This window comes from Rhodoferax sp. AJA081-3 (genome assembly GCF_017798165.1).
Lineage (GTDB): Bacteria > Pseudomonadota > Gammaproteobacteria > Burkholderiales > Burkholderiaceae_C > Allorhodoferax.
On the sequence record NZ_CP059068.1, the window covers coordinates 2,275,711 to 2,288,959 of the forward strand.

Below are 13,249 nucleotides of genomic sequence, written 5' to 3' on the forward strand. Positions count from 1 at the left end.
TCTCCAAGAAGTCCGCCGGCCCTTCCGGCGGGTTCAGGGAAAAAAATTGGGGCGGCATTTTTTGATTTCAAGGGCCCGCCTTCGCCCAGAATCACCTACCACTTGGGTATCGCATCGTCCTTGAGCTGCCCACGCAGCGCGGCATAGTCGGGCACCACGCTGCGCACGGTGTCCCAGAAACGGGGGCTGTGGTCCATGACGCGTAAGTGGCTCAGCTCATGGGCCACCACATAGTCGATCACCGCCGGGCGGAAGTGGACCAGGCGCCAGTTCAGGCGGATGGAGCCATCCGACTTGGCACTGCCCCAGCGCGTGCCCGCATTGCTGAGGCTGAGCTTGCGCCACTGCACCTGCAGCAGGGGCGCAAAGTGGTCCAGCTGCTGCACAAAATACGCACGCGCCTGGCGCATCAGCCAGGCCTGCACAGCATCACGGATCTGCTCGGGCGTGGCTGCTTGGCAGAGGCCTACACGCAGCGCGCGGTAGGCGGCGTCTGGCGTTGTAGCATCCAGCTGCGCACCCACCGCGCCAAAGTTGTGACTGGGGTCCAGCACCACCTGGATGTTGTCGCCAAACAGCGGCAGCACGACGCCGTCACACCAGTCGATACGGGCCTCGTGCTGGCGGGCCTGGCGCTCGCGCGATTCACCCAGCTTGCGGGTGATCCACTGCGACTTTTCGCGCAGCGCCGCATCCACTTCACCCAGCGGCGTCCACCGCGGGGCCCGCACAACCAGGCCGTCAGGCCCGACCACAAACCCAATGGTGCGCCGCTTGGCGCGCTGAAACAAGTAGGCCACCGTGGCATCGCCCAGGCGCACTTCGCGGTTGGCGTGCGGGTGGGTAAAGGTGGCAGGGACTATCGCCTGGCTCAGGGGCTGAACAAGTTTATGGCTGACGCCAGGGGAAGCTTGTGATGGAGCAGAATGCGCGACAACCGCTATGGTTTCAGGAGCGGTTGAGGCAACATCCGCGGGGGCTAGGGCATCAAACAGGTCCAAGGTGTACTGGAAGAAGCCGCGCATGGTAGGCACCGAGAGAGGGGCTACAGTGGCAGCGCTGTACGCGCTGTGACAGGCGTGGGGGCCATCAGCGGTAGGCCTCGGGGTCCAGGCGGCGCATCTCGGCCTCGATCCAGTTTTCCACTTCCTGCATCAGCTCCTTGTGGTGGCGGCCCTCACTGGGGATGGGTTTGCCAATGGACACGTCAACCGTGCCGGGTGTCTTGATAAAGGCTTTGCGTGGCCAACATTTGGCCGACGTCACCGCAATCGGGATCACCGGTGCGCCGGTCTGCACGGCCAGGCGGGTGCCACTGGTCTCGTACACACCCTTTTGCCCACGTGCCATGCGTGTGCCCTCGGGGAACATGATGATCCAGGTGCCTTGGGCCAGCCGCTCCTTGCCCTGCGAAACCACCTTTTTAAACGCCTGGGTGCGCAGACTGCGGTCGATATAAATCATGTCCAGCAAGCCGATGGCCCAGCCGAAGAACGGCACGTACAACAGTTCTTTCTTGAACACATACGCCAGCCGGTGCGGCATCAGCGCGGGCATCAAAAAGGTTTCCAGTGTGGACTGGTGTTTGACCAGCAGCACGGCCGGGCTCTTCTCACCGGTGGGCAGGTTCTCCATGCCGGTGACCCGGGTGTGGATGCCCAGCAGCACACGGGCGCTGCCCATACTGCTCAAACCCAGCCAGGCAGACGCGATGCGGTAACGGTAAGAACGGTCCAGGCGCAGCACCGCCACCAGGATGATGGCCAGCGTGTAGGGGATCACGGTCAGCACCAGCCAGGCCATGTGCAGGATCGATCGCAGAAAGGGCATGTTTAGTCAAATGGGCCTGTAGCCCCCGTATATATTGAAGGTACAGCTACTAAATCAGTAGCATTACAGATCAGCCGCTTGAGAGGGCCGCACATCCTGCATCACGATGTATTCGGCAAAGGCAGCCAAGTCCTGGTGCACTACGGTGTCTAGCGGGTAACCATCAGGTAGCGGACGGTCGCGCAGGGAGGCGGCCTTGCCGGTCAGCACCAGATGTGGCGCGCACCCTGCGGTCACGGCAGACACCAGATCACGCGGAGCATCACCCACGGCCGGCACGCCATCCAGCGAAATGCCATAACGCTCGCCGATCTGCTCGAACAGCCCGGGCTCGGGCTTGCGGCAGCGGCAGCCCTCGTCGGGCGCGTGGGGGCAGTAGAAGATGGCATCGACCCGGCCACCGACCGCTGCCAGCATGGTGTGCATCTTGGCGTGCATGGCGTTGAGCGAGGCCACGTCAAACAGCCCGCGCCCCAGACCCGACTGGTTGGTCGCCACCACCACATGCCAGCCCGCATGGTTGAGCCGTGCAATGGCTTCCAGCGCGCCGGGCAAGGGCTCCCACTCGGAGGGAGACTTGACGAAGTCGGCACTGTCTTCGTTGATGGTGCCGTCGCGGTCGAGGATGACGAGTTTCATATCAACCTTATCAGTAGAGAACAGCCTGCTGCCGGGCCGCCCCAAGGCAGGCTAGCCCCCCTGGGGGGCAGCGACCCGTGCAACGGTGGAGCGTGGGGGTCTTCATGTGGCCAGTTTGGAGAGGTCGGCGACGCGGTTCATGGCGACGTGCAGCATCTTCAGCAAGCCCAGGCGATTGGCCTTAAGCGCTGGGTCTTCAGCATTAACCATCACGCCGTCAAAGAACGCATCTACCGGGGCTTTTAGTGCGGCCAAGGCCTGAAGGCTTTCGGTGTAATTTCCCGCAGCCCACGCGGAATCTGCCACGGGCGCCACAGATTTGAGTGCAGTGACCAGAGCTTTCTCAGCGGGTTCGATTAGCAACGCGTCGTTGACTTGGATGCCTACATCGCCATCGACCTTCTTCAGAATGTTGCTGATACGTTTGTTGGCTGCGGCCAACGCGGGGCTTTCTGGCAGGGCTGCGAAGGTGCGCACGGCGGCAAGGCGCTTGGGAAGATCCGCCCAGGACGACCGACCAGTCGCAGCCATAACAGCTTCTACTTCCGCACTTGAATAACCAGTGTCTCGCAGATAGCCACTCAGGCGATCCTGCAAAAACCCCAGAACATCGGTATGAGCCTCGCCAATCAACCCGCGCGGAAATGCAGCAAACGCAATATCGACTAAATCACCGGACGTCATAGGCAATTGACGCTCGATACGCATTCTGACAATGCCCAATGCATGGCGGCGCAGCGCAAACGGATCCTTGTCACCGGTGGGCACATTTCCAATGCCAAACATACCGACCAGCGTTTCCAGCTTGTCGGCCAGCGCAACCACCACGCCCACATCACCACGCGGCAAGGTATCACCCGCAAAACGTGGCTTGTAGTGGTCTTCAATCGCATCGGCTACTGCCACGGGCAGCTTGTCGTTCAATGCGTAGTAACGGCCCATCGTGCCTTGCAGCTCGGGGAATTCGCCAACCATGTCGGTGACCAGATCGGTCTTGGCCAGTTGTGCTGCCTGGTCGGCCTGCGCCACCAAGGTCGCATCGCCCAACTGCGCTGCAATCGCCTTGGCAATGGCACGCACACGGGCCACGCGTTCGCCTTGGCTGCCAAGTTTGTTGTGGTACACCACTTTGCCCAGGCCGTCGACACGCGACTCCAGCGTCTTCTTGCGGTCTTGGTCGAAGAAGAACTTGGCGTCGGCCAGGCGCGGGCGCACCACACGTTCGTTGCCGCCGATCACAAAACTTGCGTCGTCGGGATTGATGTTGCTGACCACCAAAAATTTATTGGTCAGCTTGTTGGCCGCGTCCAGTAGCGGGAAGTATTTCTGGTTGGCCTTCATCGTCAGGATCAGGCACTCCTGCGGCACATCGAGAAACTCTTTTTCGAAGGTGCAGATGAGTACATTGGGGCGCTCAACCAGTGCAGTCACTTCGTCCAGCAGGGCGTCGTCGTCGATAGGTTTGCAGCCCCCGCCGACCTTGGCCGCGGCGGCGGCGAGCTGACGTGCGATCTCGGCACGGCGCTCGGCAAAGCTGGCGATGACGGAGCCGTCCTGTGCCAGTGTTGCGGCGTAGCTGTCCGCGTCCTTCAACACCACCGGCGATACCTTGGCTTCAAAACGGTGGCCTTGCGTGCTGTTGCCGGCCTTCAAGCCCAGCGCCTGCACCGGCACCACGTCCGCGCCATGCAGGGCGATCAGGCTGTGGGCTGGGCGCACAAAACTCACGCTGGTCCAGCCGGGCAACTCGCAGCCACTTTCCAACTGGTAGGTCATGACCTTAGGGATGGGCAACTTGGCAATGGCGTCTTCCAATGCTTTTTGCAAACCAACGGCCAGCGTCGCGCCTTTGACGGTGCTGTCGTAAAAAAGGGCTTCGGCTTTGCCATCAGGCGCGCGCTTCAAGCCTGCAACGGCGGAAGCGTCAGCGCCCAATGCCTGCAGTTTCTTCAGCAAGGCGGGGGTGGCGTTGCCCGAGGCATCCAGGCCCACGGCAACCGGCATCAGCTTTTGCGAGACGGCCTTGTCGGCGGCCTGTGGGTCCACGGTCGTGACGTGTACGGCTAGACGGCGGGGTGATGCGAAATGGGTGACCGCTGCGTCGGCGCCGGTCAGGCCTTGCGCCTTGAGCGAATCCGCCAGCACGGAAGCAAACGCTTCACCCAATTTCTTGAGCGCCTTGGGCGGCAGCTCTTCCACAAATAGTTCGACCAGAAGGTTTTTGGTTGTTGTTGTTGTCATTCTTGTTCTCTCCGTGCGCTCACGCAGCCTTCTTCGTCATCTGCTCCACCCATTCGCGTGGCGCCAGCGGGAAGCCCAAGCGTTCGCGGCTCTCGTAGTAACTTTGCGCCACACCACGCGCCAGGTTGCGGATGCGGCCGATATAGGCCGCACGCTCGGTCACGCTGATGGCACCGCGCGCATCCAGCAGGTTGAAGCTATGCGCGCACTTCAGCACCTGTTCGTACGCAGGCAGTGCCAATTGCTGTTCCATCAAATGTTTGGCCTGCTTCTCGTGCGCAGTGAAGGCGGTGAACAGGAAATCGGCGTCGCTGTGCTCAAAGTTATAGGTCGATTGCTCAACCTCGTTCTGTTTGTACACGTCGCCGTAGCTCAGGCCATCGGTCCAAGTCAGGTTGTAGACGTTGTCCACACCCTGCAGGTACATGGCCAGGCGTTCCAAGCCGTAGGTGATTTCACCGGTGATGGGTTTGCAGTCGATGCCGCCGACCTGCTGGAAGTAGGTGAACTGGGTCACTTCCATGCCGTTCAGCCAGACTTCCCAGCCCAGGCCCCAGGCGCCCAGCGTGGGATTTTCCCAATCGTCTTCTACGAAACGGATGTCGTTTTTCTTCAGATCAAAGCCCAGCGCTTCGAGCGAACCTAGGTACAGCTCCAGAATATTGCTGGGTGCGGGCTTCAACACCACCTGGTACTGGTAGTAGTGCTGCAGGCGGTTGGGGTTCTCGCCGTAGCGGCCGTCCTTGGGGCGGCGGCTGGGCTGCACGTAGGCGGCCTTCCAGGGCTCAGGCCCAAGGGCACGCAAAAAGGTGGCGGTGTGCGAGGTGCCGGCACCGACTTCCATGTCGTAGGGCTGCAAGAGCGCGCAGCCCTGGTCGGCCCAATAGGCCTGCAATTTCAGGATGATTTGTTGAAATGTGAGCATGCCCCGATTTTACAGGGGCGAAACCGCTAGGCCGCCCTCGTCCGCCGTGTGTAGGCAGCTACCAAAACAATAGCAAGTGCAACGATCCAGATAGGCCACAGGCCAAAACGCGCCACCCACCACGCAAACGGCGTGGTGCCGGTGCGACCTTGCACCTCGCCCACCAGCACGCCGCGGGTAGAGCGCGGCAGGGAAGCGGTCACACGGCCGGTGTGGTCGATGATGACGGTGGCGCCGGTGTTGGTCGCGCGCAGCATGGGCCGCTCAAACTCCAGCGCCCGCATGCGGCTGATCTGCAAGTGCTGGTTGATGGCGACGGAATCGCCGAACCAGCCGATGTTGCTGACATTGACGAAGATGGTGGGGGCAAGGGCCGGGTCTATGAACCGCGCGCCCAACTCCTCTCCAAACAAATCTTCGTAGCAGATGTTCAGCGCGAGAAGCTGACCCTTCCACGGGTATGACGGCTGGCCGATGGCGCCGCGGTTGAAATCGCCCAAGGGGATGTTCATCATCTGCGTGAACCAGCGGAACAGCGGTGGAATGAATTCGCCAAACGGCACTAGGTGGTGTTTGTCGTAGCGCCACTCCCCCTTCTGGTTGGGGCCGAAGGCGAACACCGAGTTGGTATAACCCTCGCGCATATTTCCCCAGGGCGAGCCGACCAAGGCGGCCTGCGCTCCCTCGGCGTAGCGACCGGCTAATGCATCCCAATAACCGTCAGGAAGGTCTTGCGGCAACACGGGCAGAGCCGTTTCTGGTGCAACGACCAGGTCAGTGGCGCTGCGGTTCAACGCATCCCCGTACCACTGCAAGGCCAGGGGAATGCCGGAGCCGGGCTGGAATTTTTCGTCTTGCGGAATATTGCCCTGCAGCAGCGTGACCGATAGTTTGCCAGCGCCCTGCGACCAGGCCGTTTGGGTCAGTGGCAGCAACCAGCCTGCGGCCAAGACTGCCACCAGGGTCAGCCGCAGTGCCACACCACGCTGCAGCGCAAGTACAAGTCCCGCCGCAAGCCATGCGGCAAGCGCCCCCACACCATAGGCACCCACCCAGGGCACATAACCGGCCAGAGGTCCTGTCAGGTGGGCGTAACCGACGGCGCCCCAGCCAAAGCCGGTCAGCCAGGTGCCGCGCGCCATCTCGGCCATGGTCCACAGGGCCGCAAACACCATGCTGGCCAGCAAAGGCCTGTCGCCCTTCATTCGCCAATACAGGCCGCAGGCCGCCGCGTAATACAGCCCTAGCGCTGCCGCCAACGACACAATCGCCAGCATAGTCACCAAGCTGTTCAGGCCCGCATAGGTGTGCATGGAGATGTATAACCACCAAAAGGTGGCGCACAACCAGGCAGTTGCGAACAACAGGCCAAAACCCGCCGCCTGTTTTGTACTGCTGCAACGGTGCAGCACGCCAACCAGCGCGGCCAATGCCAGGCACTGCAACCACCACAAGGGCTGCCCCGCTTCAAATCCAAAGGAAAATGGCCAGCTAACCCCTGCGGATTGGGCGCAAGCCGCTATAAAAACAATAGTAGCCTTCAAAGCGGCGGACACACCCCATCGTGGACGTGTCGGCGCATCCACCACGCCGTTAGCCATCCACATCCGCTATGGGCGATACCTTGAACCACTTCACTGCACCACCTTTGGTGTGCAACACCAGGAAGTCCAGGCCGCCCACAGAATAACGCTCACCCCGTTTAGGAACATGGCCCATCTGGTGAGCAATCAAACCGCCAATCGTGTCGAAATGTTGGTCAGGGTCAACACCGTTCAAGCTCACCGAGAACGCATCGTTGACCCGCTCCAGCGGCGTGTCACCACTGACACGGTAGGTGCGATCGGCCAGCGCAAAGATATCGCCTTCGTCCTCGGCAATGTCGAATTCGTCCTCGATCTCGCCAACGATCTGCTCCAGCACGTCTTCAATGGTGATGAGACCTGCGACACGGCCGAACTCATCAATGACGATGGCCAGGTGGTTTCGGTTGCCGCGGAAGTCGCGCAGCAGATCGTTCAGGCCCTTGGTCTCTGGTACAAAAACGGCGGGGCGCAACAGAGCGCGAATATTGAGTTCGGGCGCACGCCGCAGCTTGAGCAGGTCCTTTGCCATCAGGATGCCGATGACGTTTTCGCGCTCGCCCTCAAACACCGGAAAGCGGGAGTGCGCAGTGTCGATCACGGTGTTGATCAGTTCATCCATTGGCGCCTGGATGTCCAGCAGGTCCATGCGGGTCGCGGCCACCATCACATCACCGGCGGTCATGTCCGCCATGCGAATCACGCCTTCCAACATGACGCGGGATTCAGCGCCAATGATATTGTTGTCCTCAGCCTCCGCCAGCGTTTCAATCAGCTCGGCGGTCGAGTCGGGGCCGGGGTGGAGGAACTCGGCCAGTTTGCGCAAAAATGTACGCTTGTCTTCTTTGTCTGGCGTACGCGCGGGATGTGGGTCTGACACTGACGTGGGGGCAAAGGTTGCCTTTGTTTCGGAACCCCTAGGATAGCGGATTTGCGTGGCAACTCACCCGCTATGAGGCCCGGATTCAGGGAGAACTGCGGCTTTGGGCGTCAATGGCGTTGCGCCGCACTTCTTGCACGTCAGCCAAGAAGCTCCAGAACTGCTTGGCTTGTACCTTGATGCGGTAGTCGGTCTGCGCGACCTGCTCCTCGATGAGCTCGGTGACTTGGCTGTCAAAGGTGGCGGGCGGAAGGTGCAAATAGGCTTCGGATTCGGTCCCGTCACGCTCGACTTTGGCGCCGGCGTTGCGTGCAATCTTCAGCATGGCCACGTTTTCACTCAACGCGTGGATGAACAAGAGGTTGATGCCGTCGTTGGTAGCGTGCATTGCGGCACGTTCGAACAGCCGGGCACCGTAACCCCTGCCCCGTGCAGACGGCAGCACGGACACGCCAAACTCTGCACACGCCTGGTGGTTCTTGTCCGCCGCTTTTGCCAGGTGGGCCATCGCGATCAGATCGAGTTTGCGGTTGTAAATGCCGAATATTTCGTCCCGCTCAAAGTCCAACCCATCCACATAACGCTGGATGTGCTCGTCCTGCGCCAGATAGCCGAACCGCAGGTATCGGTCTTGCTGGTCAAGCGACAGCAGGTGCTTGGCTATACGGTCACGGTGGTTGGCTCCCAGGGACCGTATGGGGACTAGCAGCGGGGTCGTACGTTCAGCTGTGTTTTCACCCGTTCTATCCTGTGGCGGGCGCAAGAAGTCTCGCCCCACTTCCAAGGAAGCTTTGATGAGGTTGGTCGCAGTACGCATGGCCGGAATATACGGGTATTCCCTAGTCTTTGCACCCCAAAGTCACTTCTTGGACCGTCGGATGGCCTATTGCGGGGCGTCTGCTCTGTACACTGAGCCCGTTATGGATGCAGCAGACACGATCAGGGACGCGGTTGCCAGGGTAGGCGCCATTAGGCAAAAGGCGGCGGGATACCCTGGCTTGGGTGCGGCACTTGTGACCGTCAAAGCATTGCAGGCTAAACGTTTTGCCGGGACCTATGGCGATTTGCTGCGTTCCACAGAGTACGGAGCTGCAGCGCGCTTCTTTTTGGACGATCTGTACAGCGACAAGGACTATTCGCAGCGTGACGCACAGTTCTCTCGGATTGCTGGCGCCTTGCAGCGTCTATTTCCACAACAGGTAATAACTACCGCTGTTTCGTTAGCCCAGTTACATCTATTGACCGAAGAGCTGGATTGGCAGATGGCTGAGCAATGGGTCCTGCATAGCGCGGCGGGGTCACAAGGCGATGCACCCAATTACATCGGCTGTTGGAGAAGTGTCGGGCGGACCGAGGACCGATTACGTCAGCTGGAAGTAGTGCTTAGTGTCGGCAAGGAACTTGATCGACTAACCAGAACGCCTGGCTTGCGTTTGATGCTCAGAATGATGCGGGGCCCGGCCAGGGCAGCGGGGCTGGGTTCTCTGCAGGACTTCCTTGAGACTGGATTTGATACGTTCGCGAACATGTCCGGCAAGGGACGCAGTGCCGATGAGTTTTTGAACACCATCCGTACACGCGAATCATCATGGATTGAGCGCTTGTCGCACGGCAATGCAGAACAGTGCGGAGTAGAACTGAAGCGCTGCCTTATCTGAACGCGCCTCTTTAAGCTAAATCAGAAAAAGCAAGGCGAAAAAAAACGCCCAGTCGCTTGACTGGGCGTTTTCTATTTAATAGTCTGACGATGACCTACTTTCACACGGGAACCCGCACTATCATCGGCGCAGAAGCGTTTCACTGTCCTGTTCGGGATGGGAAGGAGTGGTACCACTTCGCTATGGTCGTCAGACATAACTGTTTGTCATCTTGATTTGGAATGAACCAGTCAAGACGACCAATTTATAGAGCTAATCAGCTTCATCGATTTAACGAACCTACGAGTAATTGCTTACTGGCAGGATTTTTGAATGCGTCAACTTGGCATAACTTCCTTGATCCATATGAGATACCTTGCGATATCGGATCAAAGTTATAGGGTCAAGCCGCACGAGCAATTAGTATCAGTTAGCTTAACGCATTACTGCGCTTCCACACCTGACCTATCAACGTCCTGGTCTTGAACGACTCTTTAGGGGGCTCAAGGCCCCGGCAGATCTCATCTTGAAACGAGTTTCCCGCTTAGATGCTTTCAGCGGTTATCTCTTCCACACTTAGCTACTCGGCAATGCCACTGGCGTGACAACCGATACACCAGAGGTGTGTCCACTCCGGTCCTCTCGTACTAGGAGCAGGCTTCCTCAAATCTGCAGCGCCCACGGAAGATAGGGACCAAACTGTCTCACGACGTTTTAAACCCAGCTCACGTACCTCTTTAAATGGCGAACAGCCATACCCTTGGGACCGGCTACAGCCCCAGGATGAGATGAGCCGACATCGAGGTGCCAAACACCGCCGTCGATATGAACTCTTGGGCGGTATCAGCCTGTTATCCCCAGAGTACCTTTTATCCGTTGAGCGATGGCCCTTCCATACAGAACCACCGGATCACTATGTCCTGCTTTCGCATCTGCTCGACTTGTCAGTCTCGCAGTTAAGCACGCTTATGCCATTGCACTATCGTCACGATGTCCGACCGTAACTAGCGTACCTTCGAACTCCTCCGTTACGCTTTGGGAGGAGACCGCCCCAGTCAAACTGCCTACCATGCACTGTCCCCGATCCAGATAATGGACCTAGGTTAGAACCTCAAACACACCAGGGTGGTATTTCAACGTTGGCTCCATAAGATCTAGCGACCCTACTTCAAAGCCTCCCACCTATCCTACACAGATCTGTTCAAAGTCCAATACAAAGCTACAGTAAAGGTTCATGGGGTCTTTCCGTCTTTCCGCGGGGAGATTGCATCATCACAAACATTTCAACTTCGCTGAGTCTCAGGAGGAGACAGTGTGGCCATCGTTACGCCATTCGTGCAGGTCGGAACTTACCCGACAAGGAATTTCGCTACCTTAGGACCGTTATAGTTACGGCCGCCGTTTACTGGGACTTCAATCAAGAGCTTGCACCCCATCATTTAATCTTCCAGCACCGGGCAGGCGTCACACCCTATACGTCCACTTTCGTGTTTGCAGAGTGCTGTGTTTTTAATAAACAGTCGCAGCCACCGATTTTTTGCAACCTCATTGGGCTCCCCAAGTAAATGGTTCACCTACTAAAGGCACACCTTCTTCCGAAGTTACGGTGTCAATTTGCCGAGTTCCTTCTCCTGAGTTCTCTCAAGCGCCTTAGAATACTCATCTCGCGCACCAGTGTCGGTTTGCGGTACGGTCGTGTGTAGCTGAAGCTTAGTGGCTTTTCCTGGAAGCAGGTATCACTCACTTCGTCTGCAAGCAGACTCGTTATCACCCCTCATCTAAGCCCGGCGGATTTACCTACCAGGCACGACTACAGGCTTGAACCAACATATCCAACAGTTGGCTGAGCTAACCTTCTCCGTCCCCACATCGCACTACACATCGGTACAGGAATATTGACCTGTTTCCCATCAGCTACGCATCTCTGCCTCGCCTTAGGGGCCGACTCACTCTACGCCGATGAACGTTGCGTAGAAAACCTTGCGCTTACGGCGAGGGGGCTTTTCACCCCCTTTAACGCTACTCATGTCAGCATTCGCACTTCTGATACCTCCAGCAGGGTTTACACCACCACCTTCACAGGCTTACAGAACGCTCTCCTACCACTTGCAATAAATTGCAAATCCGCAGCTTCGGTAACTGGCTTAGCCCCCGTTACATCTTCCGCGCAGGACGACTCGATCAGTGAGCTATTACGCTTTCTTTAAATGATGGCTGCTTCTAAGCCAACATCCTGACTGTTTTAGCCTTCCCACTTCGTTTCCCACTTAGCCAATTTTAGGGACCTTAGCTGGCGGTCTGGGTTGTTTCCCTCTTGAGTCCGGACGTTAGCACCCGGTGCTCTGTCTCCCAGGCTGTACTCGACGGTATTCGGAGTTTGCATTGGTTTGGTAAGTCGCCATGACCCCCTAGCCAAAACAGTGCTCTACCCCCGTCGGTAATACCTGAGGCACTACCTAAATAGTTTTCGGAGAGAACCAGCTATTTCCAAGTTTGTTTAGCCTTTCACCCCTATCCACAGCTCATCCGCTAGTTTTGCAACACTAGTCGGTTCGGACCTCCAGTACCTGTTACGGCACCTTCATCCTGGCCATGGATAGATCACTTGGTTTCGGGTCTACACCCAGCGACTTGACGCCCTATTCGGACTCGATTTCTCTACGGCTTCCCTATTCGGTTAACCTTGCCACTGAATGTAAGTCGCTGACCCATTATACAAAAGGTACGCAGTCACCCCTTGCGAGGCTCCTACTTTTTGTAAGCACACGGTTTCAGGATCTATTTCACTCCCCTCCCGGGTTCTTTTCGCCTTTCCCTCACGGTACTAGTTCACTATCGGTCAATGATGAGTATTTAGCCTTGGAGGATGGTCCCCCCATATTCAGACAGGATTTCTCGTGTCCCGCCCTACTTGTCGCAAGCTCAGTACCACACAGGTCATTTCACGTACGGGGCTATCACCCGCTATGGCCAGCATTTCCAGGCTGTTCCGTTATGTCTTGTGCTATCACTTGCAGGCTTCTCCGATTTCGCTCGCCACTACTTTCGGAATCTCGGTTGATGTCTTTTCCTCGAGCTACTGAGATGTTTCAGTTCACCCGGTTCGCCTCGCATACCTATGTATTCAGTATGCGATACCTTTGCAGGTGGGTTTCCCCATTCGGAAATCTCCGGATCAAAGCTAATTTGCCAGCTCCCCGAAGCTTATCGCAGGCTATCACGTCCTTCGTCGCCTATCATTGCCAAGGCATCCACCATGTGCTCTTATTCACTTGACCCTATAACTTTGATGTTTCTTGCGAAACTACATCGTTGTTTTCAAGGAATGTTTGATTGGTCTTTCACCAATCGCGTTATGCCGTAAATGACGCCACCTTTTACTTACGTAAAAAGCTCGTCCAATTTACTTTCGAATTTCAAACAAAGTTTGATATTCATTTTGACGCAATCAAAAATTGTTGCTAACAACTGAGTGAGGCACGGTCTGCACTAAACCTTTACGAATGTGCAGTTT

Annotated in this window: 9 protein-coding genes and 2 rRNA genes; 1 reads left to right on the top strand and 10 read right to left on the bottom strand. The window is 57.6% G+C overall.

Going from position 1 to position 13,249, the window contains the following annotated elements; genetic code table 11:
- Positions 1–95 precede the first annotated feature (95 nt).
- From HZ993_RS10625 to HZ993_RS10660, 8 genes are all read right to left on the bottom strand, one after another.
- A complete protein-coding gene (locus HZ993_RS10625) occupies positions 96–1,025 on the bottom strand; it encodes a M48 family metallopeptidase (RefSeq protein ID WP_209397772.1) in 930 nt (309 codons plus the stop codon).
- Positions 1,026–1,089: 64 nt separating this feature from the next.
- A complete protein-coding gene (locus HZ993_RS10630; protein WP_209397773.1) occupies positions 1,090–1,830 on the bottom strand; it encodes a 1-acyl-sn-glycerol-3-phosphate acyltransferase in 741 nt (246 codons plus the stop codon).
- A gap of 63 nt (positions 1,831–1,893) precedes the next feature.
- Positions 1,894–2,469, bottom strand: a complete 576-nt coding sequence (gene gmhB, locus HZ993_RS10635) for a D-glycero-beta-D-manno-heptose 1,7-bisphosphate 7-phosphatase (RefSeq protein ID WP_209397775.1) — start codon at positions 2,467–2,469, stop codon at positions 1,894–1,896.
- Between the two features lie 102 nt (positions 2,470–2,571).
- Positions 2,572–4,710, bottom strand: a complete 2,139-nt coding sequence (glyS, locus tag HZ993_RS10640) for a glycine--tRNA ligase subunit beta (RefSeq protein WP_209397777.1) — start codon at positions 4,708–4,710, stop codon at positions 2,572–2,574.
- Between the two features lie 19 nt (positions 4,711–4,729).
- On the bottom strand, positions 4,730–5,635 hold the full coding sequence (gene glyQ, locus HZ993_RS10645; protein WP_209397779.1) for a glycine--tRNA ligase subunit alpha: 906 nt from the start codon (positions 5,633–5,635) through the stop codon (positions 4,730–4,732).
- Positions 5,636–5,661: 26 nt separating this feature from the next.
- Positions 5,662–7,236, bottom strand: a complete 1,575-nt coding sequence (gene lnt, locus HZ993_RS10650; RefSeq protein ID WP_209397781.1) for an apolipoprotein N-acyltransferase — start codon at positions 7,234–7,236, stop codon at positions 5,662–5,664.
- Positions 7,229–8,098, bottom strand: a complete 870-nt coding sequence (locus HZ993_RS10655) for an HlyC/CorC family transporter (protein ID WP_209397783.1) — start codon at positions 8,096–8,098, stop codon at positions 7,229–7,231. Before HZ993_RS10655 ends, lnt begins: the two co-directional genes overlap by 8 nt.
- An 85-nt stretch (positions 8,099–8,183) precedes the next feature.
- Positions 8,184–8,915, bottom strand: coding sequence for a GNAT family N-acetyltransferase (locus HZ993_RS10660; RefSeq protein ID WP_209397785.1), 732 nt, complete (start codon positions 8,913–8,915; stop codon positions 8,184–8,186).
- Positions 8,916–9,018: 103 nt separating this feature from the next.
- Between HZ993_RS10660 and HZ993_RS10665 the strand changes: the two genes are divergently transcribed.
- On the top strand, positions 9,019–9,756 hold the full coding sequence (locus HZ993_RS10665) for a hypothetical protein (RefSeq protein ID WP_209397787.1): 738 nt from the start codon (positions 9,019–9,021) through the stop codon (positions 9,754–9,756).
- A gap of 81 nt (positions 9,757–9,837) precedes the next feature.
- Here HZ993_RS10665 and rrf read toward each other — a convergent pair.
- Positions 9,838–9,950, bottom strand: a 5S ribosomal RNA gene (gene rrf, locus HZ993_RS10670).
- Positions 9,951–10,134: 184 nt separating this feature from the next.
- Positions 10,135–13,013: ribosomal RNA gene (locus HZ993_RS10675) — 23S ribosomal RNA — on the bottom strand.
- Between the last annotated feature and the right edge of the window lie 236 nt (positions 13,014–13,249).

Excerpts from the sequence above, each read along its gene's own strand:
- HZ993_RS10625 (WP_209397772.1), bottom strand. The coding sequence starts at position 1,025 with ATGCGCGGCTTCTTCCAGTACACCTTGGACCTGTTTGATGCCCTAGCC.
- gmhB (WP_209397775.1), bottom strand. The coding sequence starts at position 2,469 with ATGAAACTCGTCATCCTCGACCGCGACGGCACCATCAACGAAGACAGT.
- lnt (WP_209397781.1), bottom strand. The coding sequence starts at position 7,236 with ATGGCTAACGGCGTGGTGGATGCGCCGACACGTCCACGATGGGGTGTG.
- glyS (WP_209397777.1), bottom strand. The coding sequence starts at position 4,710 with ATGACAACAACAACAACCAAAAACCTTCTGGTCGAACTATTTGTGGAA.
- HZ993_RS10665 (WP_209397787.1), top strand. The coding sequence starts at position 9,019 with ATGGATGCAGCAGACACGATCAGGGACGCGGTTGCCAGGGTAGGCGCC.
- glyQ (WP_209397779.1), bottom strand. The coding sequence starts at position 5,635 with ATGCTCACATTTCAACAAATCATCCTGAAATTGCAGGCCTATTGGGCC.
- HZ993_RS10630 (WP_209397773.1), bottom strand. The coding sequence starts at position 1,830 with ATGCCCTTTCTGCGATCGATCCTGCACATGGCCTGGCTGGTGCTGACC.
- HZ993_RS10660 (WP_209397785.1), bottom strand. The coding sequence starts at position 8,915 with ATGCGTACTGCGACCAACCTCATCAAAGCTTCCTTGGAAGTGGGGCGA.